Below are 16,531 nucleotides of genomic sequence, written 5' to 3' on the forward strand. Positions count from 1 at the left end.
CTCCATGTCTCCGGTTCAATCAACAGCAAATGCTGCTCAATCGTTACAGCAGCTCGCTCTCCAAATCCTGCGCCAGCTTCATCCGTGAGCGGATATAGGGCGTCACTTCGGCGAACACCTCGTCATAAGGCTCGCTGTCGGTCAGATGCACCAGCGCGAGCCGGCGAATCGCCGTCCAATCATAATATTGAATGATCTCCTGCAAGCTGCTGTGAGATGCCAGCGGAACTCTTGCCGTCGTCGCTTCATGAATAAGCAGATCTATATGGTTCATCGCTTTGATCGCAGGGTTCAGCTCCGTATCGGAGGAATATACCGCCACTCGTCCATGATGCTCCACTTTGATGCCAACTGTCGGCACCGCATGCCTGCCGGGAAAGACGGACAGCACCATATCCGAGTCGCTGATCAGTACAGAAGGCTGCTCCCATGCATACGTTCGAATGACCGTTTCGAAGCTGGCGGGCCAGTCAGTCATACCCAGCTTGCAGATCCAGTCCTCCAGCCACTTCCGGTCCCCATGATCGCAATAGATATCAAGCGGCTTCGCTCGCCCATCCAGCCACATCCCCCACAGCAAGGAGGGAAGTCCGTAGATATGGTCAATATGCCGATGCGTCAGCACCAGCCTGGCCACCTCGCCCGTCCCCATGCCCAGCTTCTTCAATTTGCCTAGCGGATTCCCGCCAATGTCGATCATCGTACTGCTGCTGCCGCCGCGCAGCAGCAGCGATGTATTGTCCCGATCCCGTCCGGCTGCCGCACATGCCGTACCCATGAATACAATTTCCATCGCGTCCGCCTACTTCAATCCGGAATGCATGAAGCTGTCGACGAACTGTCTCTGGAAGAAGAAGAACGCAGCCAGCAAAGGCAGAATGACAAGGACTGTCGCGGCAGTTACCGTCCCCCATTGCGCCCCGGTCTCGAACGACTGGGCGAAGATTGCTATGCCGACCGTCAGCGGTCTCGACTCCACTGAGTTGGTGACGATCAGCGGCCACATGAAGTTGCTCCAGTGTGTACTGACGGAGATCAAGCCGAAGGCGACATAAGTCGGCTTCGCCGAAGGCAGATAGACGTAGAACAGCGTCTGCCACCATTTGCAGCCGTCCACTTTCGTCGCATCATCCAGATCCACCGGAATTTGCTTGAATGTCTGGCGAAGCAAGAAGACACCGAAGGAGGATGCCCAATACGGCAGCATGATCGCCAGCTTGGAGTCGATCAAGTTCAGCTCTTTCATAATGGCATAGTTCGGGAAGATCAGAATATCAGGCGGAATCATGATCTGCACCAGAAATACGATAAAAATTACGCCGGAACCGATGAACGTCAGCCTGGCAAATGCGTAAGCCGCAAGCGTAACCGTGATCATCTGAACTGCCAGAATGCCTAAGACGATCACAATTGTGTTCCAGTAATATTGCAGGAACGGGATGGTCTCCCATGCCGCCAAATAGTTGCCGAACGTCGGATTTTTCACCGAAAACGGATTCATGCGCGTGATAACTTCGATCGATGGCGTAAACGAAGTCAATATCGTCCACACTAGCGGCATAATAAAGAGAATGCCCAGCAATACAATGATAGTTCGATTGATTACGCGATACATGTACCTGCACTCCCCTTCCCTAGTAGTGGATGCGCTTATCCAGATAAGCGTAGTTGAAGATTGAGATCCCCAGTAAAATGACGAGCAGCACGACGGTCAATACGGACGCTGCGCCCATATCCCAGAAGCTGAATGCCGTCTCGTAGAGGAAGAACAGCAGCAGGTTGCTGGCATTGTCCGGCCCGCCTTTGGTCATGATGTACAGATGGTCGACCAGCTTGAAGGCATTCGTCGTGGCGACGATCATACAGAACAGCGTAGTTGGCATAATGAGCGGGAACGTAATTTTGCGGAAAACATGGAACGGCTTCGCCCCTTCAATCTTCGCAGCCTCATACACATCGCCCGGCAAGTTTTGCAAACCAGCCAAATAAAAAATCATAAAAAATCCGGCTTCCTTCCAGATCAGCATCAGGATCATGGCATACATGACCCAGCCCGGTTCGCCCAGCCAGTTGGCTCCATCGATGCCGAACAGGGACAGAAATTTGTCCAGCAAGCCGTAATCCGGCGTGTAGATGAACAGCCAGATGTTCGCGATACAGATCATCGGGATTAGCGTCGGATAGAAGAACGAAGCTCTCAGAAAGCCGTTACCCCTCATTTTGTTGTTCACCCAGATTGCCATATAGATGGCTAGCAGCAGGCTTGTGGGTACTGTACCGATAACGAGAATCAGATTGTTTTTAATAACCTTGAAAAACACTTCATCCTGCAGCACCCTGGCATATTGATCGAATCCGACAAAGCTCTGCGCTCCGAAGGTGGAGCTGAAGAAGCTGAGATAGATCGATTTGAATGTCGGATAAAAGGTAAACATCACCAAAAACACTAAGGATGGAAGCAGAAGGGCATAAGCAAATGCGTTCTCTTTCCAGTTGATCGAAAATCTTCGTGTCATGTTTATCACCCGTTTCCACCTTGAAGAAGGTTTAATGACAGCACAAGAGCCGCGAGCATGCATGAACGCGCTTTCACCAATTGAAAGCATTCGGATGCTTGTCGCGGCTCTCAATGGTCTCTGGCCTAATCTCTATTTTATTTGGACTGGAACGGCTTCAAGATTCCCTCCGCCTGCTCCTGCGACTTCGCCAGCGCTTCCTTGGCGCTTAGCGTGCCGAGCAGCGCAGCCTGGATATTATCGTTAAAGATCTTCGTCACTTGGCCGTTCTGGTACGTGGAAAGTTCACTATCGGCGAACTCCAGTTGGTCGCGCGCTACGGCTGCCTCAGGGAAGTCCGCAACATATTGCTTGAGCGCTTCCGTCTCGTAGGACGCCTTCGTCGTGCCGACATAGCCGGTATCGATTGACCACTGCGCAACTCGCTCCGGCTGTGTCAGGAACTCGATAAATTTAACCGCTGCTTCCTTGTTCCGCTCCGGGATATCCTTGAATACATACAGGTTGCCTCCGCCTGTCGGGGAACCGTATTGTTTGTTAGCCGGCAGGAACGCTACGCCGAAGTCGAAAGCAGCTTCGTTTTTCACCTTCGTCAGATTGCCAGTCGTGTGGAACATCATAGCCGCCTTCCCGCTGATGAAGTCGGAAGGTACGGTCGCCCATTCAATCGTTCCGGATGGCATCACTTTATCCTTCTGCCCCAAATCCATATAGAATTGCAGCGACTCCTCGACATGCGGCTTGTTGAAGTGAACTTGCTTGCCGTCGTTCGACATGATGTTTTCGCCCGATTGTAGTGACAGCGCTTGCAGCATCCAGTATTGATAACCGGTGCTTGGAATTTCGATGCCCCACTGTGAGCCATCCGTCTTCGTCAGCTTGGCGGCATACTCACGCAGCTCTTCCCAAGTGGCTGGCGCTTTCTCCGGGTCAAGACCCGCTTCGCGGAATTTATCTTTGTTGTAATACAGGACGATGGTGCTCCGTTGGAACGGAACGCTCCATACTTGATCTCCCGACTTGGTGTTGCCAAGGAAAGCTTCGTAGAACCCGTTGAAATAATCTTGCGAGAAGCGAGGCGTCAGATCCTCGATCGCATTCATCGAGAGAAGCGTGTACAGATCCGTCGACAGGAGCACGGCCATATCCGGCGAGTTGTTGCCCTGCACGGCTGTTGCCACTTTGGTCATCGTATCCTGATAGCTGCCTCCGTAGATCGGCATAACGCTAATATTTTCGTTTTCTCTCTCGAAGTCTTTGGCGAGCTGGTCAATCAGTTTGGTGATCGGGCCGCCAACCGCTACCGGGAAGTAAAACTGGAGCTTAACCGGTCCGTCCCCCCCGTCGTTTCCTTTGCCGCCGGATGAATTACCGTTGCTGCATGCCGAGATGATAAATGCAAATACAAGGATCAATAATGCCAGCTTCTTCATTCGGAATCCCCCTATGTCATTTTCGCCGGATAAAAAACAAGAGAGAAGTCCTCTGCATTAAAACGCTTTCAAACATACGAAAGCAGTTCGTTATGCAAAGGGCTTCTCATCATCTCCGCCCGGCATTTTCAATTGTACATGTACATTTTACATGCGGTTCACGAATTTGACAAGAAATATTTTTACATTTTGTTTGCGCTTTCATGATTGTTTCCTCTATTCGCGTTCTCTCCAGTTCATGCGGACTTGCTTGATGCCTTCCACTTGCCACAACTGTTGGAAAAGCGAATTAATTCCCTTTGCATTAAAGGAATGGACGCGAAATTCCATCGTACAGGAGGTGCTTCCCTGCTCGTCTGCATCCCCCCCGTTCATGACGCTCAACTGCTCGACCGACATGTTCGACTTCTCCAGCAAGGAGGTAATCCGATGGATTTCGATGGGGCTATCGCCGGTATCAATGACGATTTTCAGAGTGCCCGCCTTTTTGATAAACAGGAACTTCGATTCGAACTTGTTCAGTACCAGCGTACTGAGCAGGACAAGCACAGTCGTCACAACGGCAGGCCAGTAGAAGCCTGAGCCGACACTTAATCCGATCGCCGCCGCGACCCATAGCGTAGCCGCCGTCGTCAAACCGGAGATGACATGATTGGAGCGCCGCAATATGGCGCCTGCGCCAAGAAATCCGATGCCGCTGACCACTTGTGCCGACAGTCGCGCAGGATCGAATCTGGCATTGGGATGATTGATCAGATCGCTGTCGAAGCCGTAGATAGAAGTAAGCATAATTAGGGCAGCTCCTACCGCGACGAGCAAATGCGTCTTAAGCCCGGCCTGCTTCCTCCGTCTCTCCCTCTCCCATCCGATGATGCCTCCGAGCAGGGCGGCAAGCAGAAGCCGCAGCAGCATGGTGTCCGTATTCAACGAAATTTCGAACATCGCAAACCCTCGTCTCCTCATTTCATAACTTCACTTCAAAGAAATCGCGGATCACATCCTTCGGATGTCCCTCATCCGAATTCTGTCATCGCTAGCCAGCTCTATTAGCCAGCCTGCCCAATCTCCCATACCGATTGAAGCACGTAAGTCGGTTTCACATCAGACCCTTTCCAGTCATCAGCTCCCGTCACGCCGGTCAATACAAGCGCCGTGCCCATTCCAGCCATCTGACCCATACGGATATCGGTCTCCAGACGATCACCCGTCATTAAGCAATCCTTTGCTTCTACATTCAAGAGGTGAAGCGCCGTCTCGGTCGTCAGCGACGAAGGTTTGCCCATGACGATATCTACCTTGATGCCGGATGCGCCTTCGATCGCGCCAATCATCGCCCCGCAATCCGGAATCTCTCCCCCAGGCATCGGACACGTACGGTCAGGGTGGGTCGCTATGACGCTGGCGCCGCGCTTGATCGCTTGATAGGCAAAGTCCAGATGGTCATAGTGGAAGTTACGGTCCCAAGAGATAACGACAACCCCTGTCTCATCCGGTGTATCCGCGAATACGATGCCGTTGTCTCTTAACTCGTCTTTCAATATATCCTCGCCGATGACATACGCCTTCACGCCGGGATGATGCCGCTTCAAGTAATGAATAGTGACGAGTGCCGGATTCAGAATCTCCTCCAGCGTAACCGAAAGGCCAAAGCCATGCAGCTTGCGCAAATACGCCTCGCGTGAGTCGATCGTTTTGTTCGTCAAGAATAGCAGCTTCTTCCCGAGCGACTGCAGCCGCTGTATCGTCTCTACGGCCCCGTCGATGGGGTCGCTCCCAAGATAGATGGTTCCGTCCAGGTCGAAAATATAGGCTGAGTATTGTTGAAGGTTTCTCATGCGCGGCTCCTCCATACTTCTTTTATCTGGTCCTCAATGAGCATATGCTGCCTTCGTGACTCAGGCTCACTCCAGCCCATGATAGAAGCCATCATATCAACGACCTGATTACGAGCATCATCCGCCCGCTTCCAATCAAAGAGCAGCCAGCCCGTACGCCGCAGCAGAAAATCAACAGCGTTCAGCGTCAGCTCATGATCGATGCAATAGAGAATTTCGCCATAGAGCAGCTGGTCTTTTTTCGCCGAATAATCTTGAGCGCTAAGTGCAGCCTTCAAGACGTCTATCGTATTGGCGCCATACCTCGTGGCCAGATCCGCTATCTGCGCCCGGATCAGTCCCGCATCCCCCCCAAATCGCATGGCGGCATCAATCGCTTGCTCGTAGCTGGCACCCGGACTGGCACCTCCGCTGATTGGTTCCCTATCCGTCGTGCACGGCGGATAGATGTTGCCATTCTCATCCTGCAGTTGCTTCGATGCCAGATCCACGACCTTCTCCGCCATCTTGCGGAACCCCGTCAGCTTCCCGCCGGCAATGGTAATCAGACCGGAATCCGACAGGATGATCTCATCCTTGCGCGATACTTCGGATGGACTTTTGCCTTCTTCCCATAATAGCGGGCGCAGGCCGGACCAGCCTGTCTCCACATCCCGCTTCTTCAGCCGGACGCTCGGGAAGGCGGCATTGACCGCATCCACCAAATAGTTCATATCCTCATCGGTAATGCCCGGCTCTTCAAGCCCGCCTTTGTACACGGTATCGGTCGTGCCGATATAGGTCTTGCCGCCGCGGGGGATGACAAAAATCATTCGTCCTCCCGGAACATCGAAGTACGCTGCTTGCCGGATCGGCAGCTTTTTGTAATCGACGACCAGATGGACACCTTTTGTCAGAAGCAGCTTTTTGCCATGGAGCGAATTATCCCGCTTCCGTACTTCGTCGACCCATGGCCCGGCAGCATTGACAATTTTTTTGGCATAAATTTCGTAACTATTGCCACTCGCCAGATCGAGTACTTTGACACCTGCCACCTTGCCTCTGCGGTAGATGAATTGCTCTACCTTCGCATGATTGGCAATAATCGCGCCTCTGGACCGGGCACTTTTCATCACTTCTACCGTCAGTCGCGCATCGTCGGTCCGATATTCGTAATAGTAGCCCGATCCCTTCAGTCCGTCCGTCTTGAACAATGGCTCCAGCGCCATCGTCTGTTCTCTTTTGTACATTTTACGCCTCTCGCTTCTCTTTACGCCTGCAAGCCAGTCATAAATATACAAGCCTACGGCACTGGCGAGATAGCCGTAAGTCCCCTTCTTGTAGATCGGCAGCAGCATCGGAATCGGGTCGACCAGATGTGGAGCGCTCTTATGCAGCAGCGCCCGCTCGGAGCCTACCTCCCTGACGAGATTGACCTCGCCTTGCTTCAAATAACGAAGACCGCCATGTATCAGCTTTGTTGAACGGCTGCTTGTGCCCGATGCCACATCGTTCATCTCCAGCAGCCCTGTCTTCATCCCCCTGATGCTTGCGTCCCAAGCAATGCCAGCCCCTGTAATGCCTCCTCCGATGATGAGCAGGTCCAGCTCTTCCCCGGCCATTTGCTCCAGATAGCGCTCACGTTCCCTCGCCGAGAATAGGGTTTTCATCGTGCATTCCTCCTTGGTTGCTCCCAGTCCTATTGCAGGAACCGCCGGAAATGCAAAAAACCCTTCTGCAAAGAGTACACGCCAAATTGGCGCTTACTCTGCAAAAGGGTTCTCCATTTTCTCCGACCGCTCTGCTAAGCTATGATTACATCCATTATATGCCGAGACGGACCGGCTGTCTACTCTTATTTCTAGTGAAGGGCTGTTATCCGAACAACATGCCTTTTATGCTAAAAACGCGTGATACCCTCCGATGTAACAACCGACAGAAGCAACGGGCGAAGCTCCGGCTTGGCATTCTCAATCGTATAAGCGCCAAGCACGCGATCGCCTACTTGGTCGGCCGCTTCATTCTTGTTCCGTACATGCAGAATGGCAAGCGTATCGCCTTCCTTCACCTCGTCGCCTACCTTCTTCCGAAGGATTAGACCAACAGCATAATCGATTATGGAATCCTTGGTTTCACGTCCAGCACCCAGCATCATAGCTGCGAGGCCAAGCTGTTCCGCCTCAATAACGCTGACATATCCGGACTGCCGGGCTTGCACTTCAATGGTGTAAGGGGCCTTGGGCAGAAGCTCCGGCTGATCGGCGATGCGGCCATCGCCGCCCTGGGCTTCAATGAATGCCCGGAACTTGGCGAGAGCTTCGCCGCTGGCCAGCTTCCCTCGCAGCAGCTCCTTCGCTTCGTCGAAAGTGGATGCCTTGCCTCCAAGCACGACCATATGTGCCCCAAGCGCCAGGCACAGTTCGGTCAGATCATCCGGCCCTTGGCCCTTCAGCGTAGCCAGCGCTTCCTCTACCTCAAGCGCATTGCCAATCGCGAAGCCAAGCGGCTGATCCATATCGCTGATGACGGCTGCCGTCTGTCTGCCGACTTCCGAGCCAATGGCAACCATTGCATTGGCCAGCTTCTCGGCATCCTCCACCGTCTTCATGAAAGCGCCGCTGCCCGTCTTCACATCCAGCACGATCGCGTCAGCGCCCGCCGCAATTTTCTTGCTCATTACGGAGCTCGCTATGAGGGGAATAGACTCTACTGTGCCTGTAACGTCTCTCAGCGCATACAGCTTCTTGTCGGCAGGGGCCAGATTCCCGCTCTGTCCAATGACAGACAGACCGATATCATTCACCTGTCGGATAAAGTCCTCGCGCGACAGCTCCGTGTGAAAGCCATCAATGGCCTCCAGCTTATCGATTGTACCGCCTGTATGTCCAAGGCCGCGTCCCGACATCTTTGCTACGGGAACGCCGGCAGAGGCTACAAGCGGCCCGATAATCAAAGTCGTCTTGTCTCCAACACCGCCCGTACTGTGCTTATCTACTTTAATGCCGTGAATCGGCGACAAATCCACTTGATCGCCTGAGGAAGCCATAGCCAGCGTCAAAGCCGCCGTCTCGGCAGACGACATCCCGCGGAACAGGACCGCCATTGCCCACGCCGATATCTGATAATCGGGAATCTCGCCGCGGCTGTAGCCTTGGACCAAAAATCCGATTTCTTCAGACGACAGCTCGCCGCCGTCGCGCTTCTTATGGATCACATCAACAACCCGCATGTCTGCTCCCTCCAAATATGAGCAGGCGCAACTACGTCGTACGGGCGAGCAGTCGTTGCTCGGACTGAACCCGAACAATAATCTCGTCCAACGACTGGCTGAGCACCAGCACATCGCGGTGCAGCAAGTTTTTCTCCGTGATTGCCGTCTCAACCATTGCATTGCGCAGCTGCTCCAGTTGCATTAGTAATTGCTTATCCATTGCTCGTCCACTCCATCTTTCTTTGATCATGGACATTATACGACGATTCCCGTTTGGAAAACTGTCACATTGAGTCGAGCTAAATGTTACAATTGTGTTACAAAAACTGTTACATTTTAGAAATTAACGCTGTCACCAGACCCAGGAACTGGGACTTGACACGTTCGATTGTTTCCATTACTTCCTCATGGGACAAGGGCTGATCCAGAATTCCGGACGCCATGTTGCTAATACAGGAAATTCCGACTACTTCAATGCCCGAGTGGCGGGCCGCAATCACCTCGGCAACGGTCGACATTCCGACAGCATCCACACCTAATGTGCGAAGCATGCGGATTTCGGCAGGGGTCTCATATGTCGGACCAAGCAAGCCTGCGTATACGCCTTCCTGAACTTCAATCCCTTGGCTGGCTGCAACCTCCTGCGCAATGGCACGCAGACGCTTGCTGTAGGCTTCCGACATATCAGGGAAGCGAACGCCAAGCGCATTATCGTTGGGACCGATCAGCGGGTTTTTGCCCGTCATGTTCAGATGATCCGAGATCAGCATCAAATTGCCTGAAGCGAAGTTCAGATTGATGCCGCCGGCTGCATTCGTCACAAGCAAGGATTGCACGCCCAGCGCCTTCATGACGCGGACTGGGAATGCCGTCAGTTCAGGACCGTAGCCCTCATACATATGGAAGCGGCCGCGCATCAGCACAACAGAGCGTCCGGAGAGCGATCCAATCAGCAGCTCGCCTGCATGGCCTTCTACGGTCGAGATCGGAAAATGCGGGATGTCCTTATAAGCAATAACCGTCGCGTTTTCGATGTGGTCGCCCAGCACGCCAAGCCCCGAGCCCATAATCAGGCCGATTTCCGGCTTAACCGCTGTTTGTTGTTGTATGTACTCCGCAGCTTCCTTAATGTGCGCCGCAGTCAATTGATTCATGTTTATTCCTCCTAAAAAGTTTTACGAAGTAAAACTTACTTCGTAAGGATTTGCTTAAAGTTTTACGAAGTAAAACTCACTTCGTAAGCATGGACCTAAAATTTTTACGAAGTAAAACTTACTTCGTAAGCATGGACTTAAAGTTTTACGAAGTAAAACTTACTTCGTCTCCAGCAAATTCAAGAAGCTTGTCCCGTTTGGCGGCGCCTGCACACCGAAATTATCGGCGATTGTCGCGCCCAAATCGGAGAACGTCTCCCGAACCGGCAATTCGCCTGTTTTCTTAAAGGCAGGGCTGTACAGCAGCACCGGCACATATTCACGCGTATGATCCGTGCCAGGGTGGGTCGGGTCGTTGCCGTGGTCTGCCGTTACGACGAGCAGATCCTTTTCGCCAATAACCTTCTCAAGCTCAGGTACGGCGCGGTCGAACTCCTCCAGCGCCCTAGCATACCCTTCCGGATCTCTGCGATGTCCATAGAGGGAATCAAAGTCAACCAGATTCGTGAACAGCAATCCGCGGAACGGCTCCTTAAGCCGATCCAGCGTACGCTGGATACCGTCTGCGTTGCTTTTGGTCGAAGTCGCTTCCGATATGCCTTCCCCGTCGAAGATATCATTAATCTTGCCGATGGCAATCGTATCGAAGCCTCCGTCCTTGAGAGCGCTAAGTACGGTCGGCTGAGGCGGCTTCACCGCATAGTCATGGCGATTCGGCGTACGCTTGAAGCTGCCAGGCTCGCCGAGATACGGCCTTGCAATGACACGGCCCACCGTGAAGCGATCGTCCATCGTCAGCTCGCGTGCGATCTCGCAAGCGCGGTAGAGCTCTTCCAGCGGAATAATATCCTCATGTGCTGCGATTTGGAACACGCTATCCGCCGATGTATAAACGATCCATGCGCCAGTCTTCATCTGCTCTTCGCCCAGCTCGTCCAATATTTCCGTTCCGCTTGACGATTTGTTGCCAATCACCTTGCGACCGGTCCGCTCTTCGAACGGTCCAATCAGCTCCGGCGGGAATCCGTCTGGGAACGTCTGGAACGGAACCGTCAGCTTCAGGCCCATAAGCTCCCAGTGACCTGTCATTGTATCTTTCCCTACAGACACTTCCGCCATCTTGCCGAAAATAGCGCCTGATGCACCGCTCTCCGGCTTCCAATCTCCGATGGGAGCAATCCGGTCCAGTCCCCAGCGCCGCAGATGCGGCAGTTCCAGGCTGCTTACACGCTCCGCGATATGTCCAAGCGTATGTGATCCTATATCTCCGAATTGGTCTGCATCGGGCAACTCGCCGATTCCGACACTGTCCAGTACAATAACGGCTATACGTTCAAATTTCATGTTGTATACCTACTTTCTGACTGTGATTTTATGTACGATAGTGAATTTGCGAGAATACCAGCCTTAAGCTCTCGGGTGCGCTCCTGCGTAGGCATCCTTTAGCCTTGTTTTTGCAAGCTGTGTATACTTCAGCGTGGTGGCAATGTCCGCGTGACCAAGCAGCTCTTGAACGGAACGAATATCCGCTCCGTTCTCCAGTAGATGGGCGGCTACGGAATGCCTTAGCGTATGCGGCGTTATCTCTGCTCCTATGCCCGCTTCCTTCGAATATTTTTTAAGCATTTTCCAGAAGCCTTGCCTGGTCATTCGGGTGCCCAAATGATTCAAGAACAATGCCGAATCCGGCTCCCGGCCGGTTAAGAGACATTCACGGCCCAGCTCCAGGTAATCGTTAATGGCATCCTTCGCATGGCTGCCGAACGGAACGATTCTCTCCTTCAAGCCATGGCTGATACACTGTATATACCCCATGTTCATATGGACATGTTCCACATTCAGCGATACAAGCTCTGTTACCCGAATTCCGGTTGCGTAAAGCAGCTCCAACATGGCTTTGTCGCGTTTGCCCGTGGCGGTAGCGGTATTCGGCGTCTCCAGCAGCGCGCTGGTCGTAGCCACGGTCAGGACATGCGGAGGCTTCTTCTCCTGCTTCGGCGATTCCATATGAATCGACGGGTCCGAGACAATAATGCCTCTGAGGGCCAAATAATGAAAGAACGCGCGCACCGATACGATGTGTCGTGAGATCGTAGCCGCCTTACGGCCCTGCTCCTTCAGCAGCATCATATATTTGGACAGGTGATGACGGTGAACATTTGTCCATTCCCCGATTCCTTCATCCTGCACATATCGAATGAACCGATTCAAATCGCGCTCATAGGAGGCGAGTGAGTTGGGAGACAGCTTTCGTTCCAGCTGCAGATGAGACATATAAAGATTCAATTGAGCTTCCAATTGCAACTTCCTTTCGGGGATAATGCCAATACTTCAGGATGGACCTCCATCATGATTCAACATTCGACATAAATAATCCTTCTTTTCTATCGAATATCATGAGGATTAAAGACATTATTCCCCGTACCAGTAAAACCATCTTAGCCGATCCGCCCCATATCCGGCTTCCGGCGACTCCGGGTCCGTGACAAACACCTTGATCGCAGCGCCCTTCGGCTTCTGATAGGGATGGACGGGCGAGATCATATCCATCAGCCACCGGTAACCGCCAGTGGCAAAAAACAGAAGAAAAGCGAAAACAAGCAGAAACCAGATCCGATTGAGCCAACTACGGAATGAAAAAACCATGCCAAGCAGCCTCCTTCTCCTCACACAACCGTAAATAGTCTGTCCCTATCACAGTATGAGACCGCTGCCTGGATTATGTTATCCGCGAGCCGGAGTCATATGGCTCCAGCGAATCGTAAGCAATGCTTTCTAGTGCCTTCATTATAGGCGTATAGGCATAGCTCGTCGATGCCGCTACCGCTTCATTCGTCACCATGCCGGCATACGTATTGACGCCGCGCTGGAGCGGCAAGCTCTTCCTTACCGCCGCTAATCCATTCGTCGCAAGCTCAAGCGCGTACGGCATCGTCACATTGGTAAGTGCAAAGGTTGACGTGCGGGGAACGGCGCCGGGAATGTTCGCGACGGCATAATGCACGACGCCATGCTTCACATAGACCGGGTCCTTATGGGTCGTCGGTCGATCTACGGTGGCAATGGAACCGCCTTGATCAACCGCAACATCCACGATAACAGCACCTTTCTTCATCCGCTCGACCATTGCCTCCGTTACGAGATGCGGCGCTTTGGCTCCTGGAATCAAGACTGCGCCAATGACGAGATCGGCGTGGCTGACCGCCTCCGCGATATGCAACGGGCTAGACATTAATGTACGGATTCTACCCTCGAATAACTCATCTATATAACGCATCCGATCGGCGCTGCGCTCGATCACGACAACATTGGCGCCAAGGCCCAGCGCCATTCTCGCGGCATTGGTTCCGACAATTCCGCCGCCGATCACGACAACCTCAGCAGGAGGAACGCCAGGCACGCCGCCCAGCAGCACGCCTCTGCCGCCATTGAAGGCTTCTAGAAACTGCGCGCCGACCTGAACCGCCATACGTCCTGCTACTTCGCTCATTGGCGTCAGCAGCGGCAGGCTGCCGTTATCAAGCTGAATCGTTTCATATGCAATGCCCGTAACGCCATTATCCACCAGCGCCTTTACCAGCTCCGGAACAGCAGCCAGGTGCAAGTACGTGAACAAAAGCAGTCCTTTTCGAAAATATCCGTATTCCGCAGGGAGCGGCTCCTTCACCTTCATGATCATATCCGCTTCCGCCCATACATCGGATGCAGCACCGCGCATCGTCGCACCTTCCCTGACGTAATCCTCGTCCTCGAAGCCGCTGCCGCCACCCGCTCCAGATTCCACGACAACGGTATGCCCAGCCGCTGTCAGCATTGTGACGCCTGCAGGCGTCAGAGCAACCCGATATTCGCTTTGCTTGATTTCCTTCGGCACTCCAATAATCATCTGCCACGCCTCCTAAGTGGATTGTTACTAAGCGTACCTTATCCAGCATTGGCTTAAATTATGTGTATGCCGACCAGCGCCGAAACGGAATTCCGCCAGTCTCTCCTATGAACGGCAAAACGGCTCAGCTCTCTACATCCGATGGATGGATCGCATAAGCCGTTATAATGGGTTTGAATGATCGTTTTTCTCCCTGCAACGTACGCATACGCCTTGAAAGTCTAGTCTGTGGTCTACTACAAAGAAGCCGTATTCCTGCTCCAGCCTCTCTTCCAGCGGCAGCAGCCAGTCTTCCTTAATCTCCTCCATCGTCCCGCACTGCACGCAGATCAGGTGATGATGGTGATGCTTATTACTATCCGTACGAAGATCGTATCTTGCCACGCCGTCTCCGAAGTTCATCTTCTCCACGACATGCATCTCACTCAGAAGCTCAAGCGTCCGGTATACGGTCGCTAGGCCGATCTCGGGGGCTTTATCCTTCACCAGCATGAACACTTCTTCTGCGCTCAGATGGTCTTCTTCATTCTCCAGCAGCACGCGAACGGTAGCCTCGCGTTGCGGGGTCAGCTTATATCCCTGCGACTGCAATTGTTGTTTGATCTTCTCAATCCGGGCTTCCATGATCTCCCCCCTACCACATGTCCGCGCCTCTTATAGAAGTTGTTCAAAAAATCCACTTTTGATCACGAAGCAGATCAGGACGCCTGCTCGACATCGAATATGGCATTCAGCCGGAACTTCCGGTGCTCACGCAGCTTCCACTTCGCTCCGCTCCTCATTTCCTAGCTTCATCCCATCTTCTGCAGCGTTTTGAAAAAACGCATCATCGGAAGGCATAAGCTCATGTGCTGAAAACCGGACTTTTTGAACACGCACTTATAGGAAACGTTCCCTTCATTATAGGGGTTAAACGCAGAGAAAGTCAAACAAATTGATGTCAAATCATGCCGTTACGAGACGAAAGGTAGGGAGCAGCCCACCCGATCACAGAAGGTGAAATATAAGCCTCCACCAAGGCCGCGCCTGCGAACAGAAGCAGCATAATCATGGCAGTTGACGTCAGCGTGCCCAGCTGAGGCAGAAGCGTTCCCGATTGCTGCAGCAGCCGGTTCTTCACCAAGTAGACGCCGAATGAGATCGAAGCTGCGCTTGTAATCATCATAGCGGGGACAGCAATAGCATTTTGCGGAGCCAATGTAACGAAAGAAAAGAAGATTCCTTTCCATTCATACTGCTGAACGAGAATGCCAATCGAGAAGCCGAGCAGCGCGCCTTTCAAAAAGTTGAGCACCAAAATGCCCGGAATACCGATCACCGTCACGCCGAGCAGCCAAATAAGCAACAGCCATTTCAAATGAAAGAAAAACCGCTCCCAAAATATATCTTCGGCCGTAGCGCCAAGACCGATCTGCATGCTCTGTACATAATGGCCGACTTCCGACGCCAGCTCCTGCTGCTGCTCCAGTGTCAAGGCATTGACAAGCAGCGCACCGAATATGCCTCCTACCGCGAACAAAACGGCAACGAACAAATAGAGATTAAAATGAGCCCTCACGACGCAAAGCCCCCTTGCTTACCGCAGAATGTGTACGAACGATCCTCCGCTCATGGAGGGTTGTCCTTTTCATTCTATGTAAGCAAAGGGGCTCGTATGACGCTATTGCGCTAGATCTTGCCCGTATTCACGTAGAGCTTCCACGCATAGACGGCCAATATCGTCTTGGCATCGCTAATGCGTCCTTCAGCTATATAAGCGTCGGCTTCTTCCATCGTAATCGCCTCTACACGCAGATCCTCATCCTCGTCCAGACGCTGCTCGCCCGCTTCCAGCTGATCTGAGAAGTAGAGATACAGCTTCTCATCTGCGAATCCCGGCGATGTATAGAAGGCGCTGACAAGCTTCAGTTCCTTGGCCCGATAGCCGGTTTCCTCCTCCAGCTCGCGTGCTGCGGCTTCCATCGGGTCTTCACCAGCGTCAAGCTTGCCCGCCGGAATCTCGATCTGGAACTTATCCATCGGCTTCCTGTACTGATCGACGACCAACAGCTTGCCGTCCATCAGGCCCATGACCGCCGAAGCGCCTGGATGCCGCACGATCTCGCGGGTAGCCTCTTTGCCGTCAGGCAAAGCGACCGTATCCACCTGCAAGGAAATGACTCTGCCCTGGAAGATCGGCTTGCTATGTATCGTTTCTTCACGCCAGATTGGCTTGTTATCCCCTGTATCCATCCGGACCCCTCCTGTAGCTGCGCCTGCTTGGCAGGCATAACTTGTCCCGCATACGCATACCTATCCAGTATCAAGCTACCCGATAGGAGCGATGGAAGATGAAACAATATATTGCATCGAATCAATTAAGACTGATCGGCAAGGGCTGGGAGATCCGCCATCATTTAAGGAAGCTCGCTGCTTCTGGGGACGATGTGCTTCTGTCCCGGTTTACGAAGGAGCTGCCTCCCGTTAAGGTGACGCTTGGAGGCTCACGTCGCCCTTGACCAATTACGCAGATTCGGG

At 52.9% G+C, this 16,531-nt stretch carries 18 protein-coding genes; 1 reads left to right on the forward strand and 17 read right to left on the reverse strand.

Annotation, left to right across the window (positions count from 1 at the left end; translation table 11 throughout):
• Nucleotides 1-43: 43 nt before the first annotated feature.
• From ACFVSO_RS12530 to ACFVSO_RS12610, 17 genes are all read right to left on the reverse strand, one after another.
• Nucleotides 44-793 carry an MBL fold metallo-hydrolase gene (locus tag ACFVSO_RS12530; RefSeq protein ID WP_387473867.1) on the reverse strand — a complete coding sequence of 250 codons (750 nt, stop codon included), beginning with the start codon at nucleotides 791-793 and terminating at the stop codon, nucleotides 44-46.
• A 9-nt stretch (nucleotides 794-802) separates the two neighbouring features.
• Complete coding sequence (locus tag ACFVSO_RS12535) at nucleotides 803-1,615, reverse strand: carbohydrate ABC transporter permease (protein ID WP_387473870.1); 813 nt, start codon at nucleotides 1,613-1,615, stop codon at nucleotides 803-805.
• A 19-nt stretch (nucleotides 1,616-1,634) separates the two neighbouring features.
• A complete protein-coding gene (locus ACFVSO_RS12540) occupies nucleotides 1,635-2,516 on the reverse strand; it encodes a carbohydrate ABC transporter permease (protein ID WP_387473873.1) in 882 nt (293 codons plus the stop codon).
• Between the two features lie 137 nt (nucleotides 2,517-2,653).
• Nucleotides 2,654-3,949, reverse strand: a complete 1,296-nt coding sequence (locus ACFVSO_RS12545) for an ABC transporter substrate-binding protein (RefSeq protein ID WP_387473876.1) — start codon at nucleotides 3,947-3,949, stop codon at nucleotides 2,654-2,656.
• A gap of 216 nt (nucleotides 3,950-4,165) precedes the next feature.
• Nucleotides 4,166-4,891, reverse strand: a complete 726-nt coding sequence (locus ACFVSO_RS12550) for an MgtC/SapB family protein (RefSeq protein ID WP_387473878.1) — start codon at nucleotides 4,889-4,891, stop codon at nucleotides 4,166-4,168.
• 104 nt (nucleotides 4,892-4,995) lie between these two features.
• On the reverse strand, nucleotides 4,996-5,784 hold the full coding sequence (locus ACFVSO_RS12555; protein ID WP_387473881.1) for an HAD-IIA family hydrolase: 789 nt from the start codon (nucleotides 5,782-5,784) through the stop codon (nucleotides 4,996-4,998).
• Nucleotides 5,781-7,433 (reverse strand): glycerol-3-phosphate dehydrogenase/oxidase, encoded by a 1,653-nt coding sequence (locus ACFVSO_RS12560; RefSeq protein WP_387473884.1) that lies wholly within the window; start codon nucleotides 7,431-7,433, stop codon nucleotides 5,781-5,783. The genes ACFVSO_RS12555 and ACFVSO_RS12560 overlap by 4 nt, the downstream gene beginning before the upstream one ends.
• Before the next feature lie 230 nt (nucleotides 7,434-7,663).
• The gene (locus tag ACFVSO_RS12565; protein ID WP_387473886.1) at nucleotides 7,664-8,992 is read right to left on the reverse strand and encodes a pyrimidine-nucleoside phosphorylase; all 1,329 of its coding nucleotides are present in this window, start codon (nucleotides 8,990-8,992) and stop codon (nucleotides 7,664-7,666) included.
• Nucleotides 8,993-9,023: 31 nt separating this feature from the next.
• Nucleotides 9,024-9,194, reverse strand: a complete 171-nt coding sequence (locus ACFVSO_RS12570) for an aspartyl-phosphate phosphatase Spo0E family protein (protein WP_387473889.1) — start codon at nucleotides 9,192-9,194, stop codon at nucleotides 9,024-9,026.
• Between the two features lie 109 nt (nucleotides 9,195-9,303).
• Nucleotides 9,304-10,128 (reverse strand): purine-nucleoside phosphorylase, encoded by an 825-nt coding sequence (locus tag ACFVSO_RS12575; RefSeq protein ID WP_387473892.1) that lies wholly within the window; start codon nucleotides 10,126-10,128, stop codon nucleotides 9,304-9,306.
• Between the two features lie 159 nt (nucleotides 10,129-10,287).
• Entirely contained in the window at nucleotides 10,288-11,472 is a 1,185-nt protein-coding gene (gene deoB / locus ACFVSO_RS12580; protein ID WP_387473895.1) for a phosphopentomutase, read from the reverse strand.
• 63 nt (nucleotides 11,473-11,535) lie between these two features.
• Nucleotides 11,536-12,426 carry a site-specific tyrosine recombinase XerD gene (xerD, locus tag ACFVSO_RS12585; RefSeq protein ID WP_387473898.1) on the reverse strand — a complete coding sequence of 297 codons (891 nt, stop codon included), beginning with the start codon at nucleotides 12,424-12,426 and terminating at the stop codon, nucleotides 11,536-11,538.
• 114 nt (nucleotides 12,427-12,540) lie between these two features.
• Nucleotides 12,541-12,774 (reverse strand): DUF4227 family protein, encoded by a 234-nt coding sequence (locus ACFVSO_RS12590; RefSeq protein ID WP_387473901.1) that lies wholly within the window; start codon nucleotides 12,772-12,774, stop codon nucleotides 12,541-12,543.
• A gap of 73 nt (nucleotides 12,775-12,847) precedes the next feature.
• A complete protein-coding gene (gene ald / locus ACFVSO_RS12595; RefSeq protein ID WP_387473904.1) occupies nucleotides 12,848-14,014 on the reverse strand; it encodes an alanine dehydrogenase in 1,167 nt (388 codons plus the stop codon).
• Between the two features lie 162 nt (nucleotides 14,015-14,176).
• The gene (gene fur, locus ACFVSO_RS12600) at nucleotides 14,177-14,638 is read right to left on the reverse strand and encodes a ferric iron uptake transcriptional regulator (protein WP_387473907.1); all 462 of its coding nucleotides are present in this window, start codon (nucleotides 14,636-14,638) and stop codon (nucleotides 14,177-14,179) included.
• A gap of 316 nt (nucleotides 14,639-14,954) precedes the next feature.
• Entirely contained in the window at nucleotides 14,955-15,572 is a 618-nt protein-coding gene (gene spoIIM / locus ACFVSO_RS12605; RefSeq protein ID WP_387473909.1) for a stage II sporulation protein M, read from the reverse strand.
• Nucleotides 15,573-15,682: 110 nt separating this feature from the next.
• Nucleotides 15,683-16,246, reverse strand: a complete 564-nt coding sequence (locus tag ACFVSO_RS12610) for an NUDIX domain-containing protein (protein ID WP_387473911.1) — start codon at nucleotides 16,244-16,246, stop codon at nucleotides 15,683-15,685.
• Nucleotides 16,247-16,344: 98 nt separating this feature from the next.
• Between ACFVSO_RS12610 and mciZ the strand changes: the two genes are divergently transcribed.
• Nucleotides 16,345-16,512 (forward strand): Z-ring formation inhibitor MciZ, encoded by a 168-nt coding sequence (gene mciZ / locus ACFVSO_RS12615; protein ID WP_387473914.1) that lies wholly within the window; start codon nucleotides 16,345-16,347, stop codon nucleotides 16,510-16,512.
• The last annotated feature ends 19 nt before the right edge of the window (nucleotides 16,513-16,531 follow it).

Source organism: Paenibacillus sp. NPDC057967 (genome assembly GCF_042887015.1).
Taxonomy (GTDB): domain Bacteria; phylum Bacillota; class Bacilli; order Paenibacillales; family Paenibacillaceae; genus Pristimantibacillus.

What these genes read in the sequence shown, in the direction of transcription:
- ACFVSO_RS12570 (WP_387473889.1), bottom strand. Translation starts at nt 9,194, where the DNA reads ATGGATAAGCAATTACTAATGCAACTGGAGCAGCTGCGCAATGCAATG.
- ald (WP_387473904.1), bottom strand. Translation starts at nt 14,014, where the DNA reads ATGATTATTGGAGTGCCGAAGGAAATCAAGCAAAGCGAATATCGGGTT.
- ACFVSO_RS12565 (WP_387473886.1), bottom strand. Translation starts at nt 8,992, where the DNA reads ATGCGGGTTGTTGATGTGATCCATAAGAAGCGCGACGGCGGCGAGCTG.
- fur (WP_387473907.1), bottom strand. Translation starts at nt 14,638, where the DNA reads ATGGAAGCCCGGATTGAGAAGATCAAACAACAATTGCAGTCGCAGGGA.
- ACFVSO_RS12555 (WP_387473881.1), bottom strand. Translation starts at nt 5,784, where the DNA reads ATGAGAAACCTTCAACAATACTCAGCCTATATTTTCGACCTGGACGGA.
- ACFVSO_RS12545 (WP_387473876.1), bottom strand. Translation starts at nt 3,949, where the DNA reads ATGAAGAAGCTGGCATTATTGATCCTTGTATTTGCATTTATCATCTCG.
- ACFVSO_RS12590 (WP_387473901.1), bottom strand. Translation starts at nt 12,774, where the DNA reads ATGGTTTTTTCATTCCGTAGTTGGCTCAATCGGATCTGGTTTCTGCTT.
- mciZ (WP_387473914.1), top strand. Translation starts at nt 16,345, where the DNA reads ATGAAACAATATATTGCATCGAATCAATTAAGACTGATCGGCAAGGGC.
- ACFVSO_RS12550 (WP_387473878.1), bottom strand. Translation starts at nt 4,891, where the DNA reads ATGTTCGAAATTTCGTTGAATACGGACACCATGCTGCTGCGGCTTCTG.
- ACFVSO_RS12575 (WP_387473892.1), bottom strand. Translation starts at nt 10,128, where the DNA reads ATGAATCAATTGACTGCGGCGCACATTAAGGAAGCTGCGGAGTACATA.
- ACFVSO_RS12560 (WP_387473884.1), bottom strand. Translation starts at nt 7,433, where the DNA reads ATGAAAACCCTATTCTCGGCGAGGGAACGTGAGCGCTATCTGGAGCAA.
- deoB (WP_387473895.1), bottom strand. Translation starts at nt 11,472, where the DNA reads ATGAAATTTGAACGTATAGCCGTTATTGTACTGGACAGTGTCGGAATC.
- ACFVSO_RS12530 (WP_387473867.1), bottom strand. Translation starts at nt 793, where the DNA reads ATGGAAATTGTATTCATGGGTACGGCATGTGCGGCAGCCGGACGGGAT.
- ACFVSO_RS12540 (WP_387473873.1), bottom strand. Translation starts at nt 2,516, where the DNA reads ATGACACGAAGATTTTCGATCAACTGGAAAGAGAACGCATTTGCTTAT.
- ACFVSO_RS12535 (WP_387473870.1), bottom strand. Translation starts at nt 1,615, where the DNA reads ATGTATCGCGTAATCAATCGAACTATCATTGTATTGCTGGGCATTCTC.
- ACFVSO_RS12610 (WP_387473911.1), bottom strand. Translation starts at nt 16,246, where the DNA reads ATGGATACAGGGGATAACAAGCCAATCTGGCGTGAAGAAACGATACAT.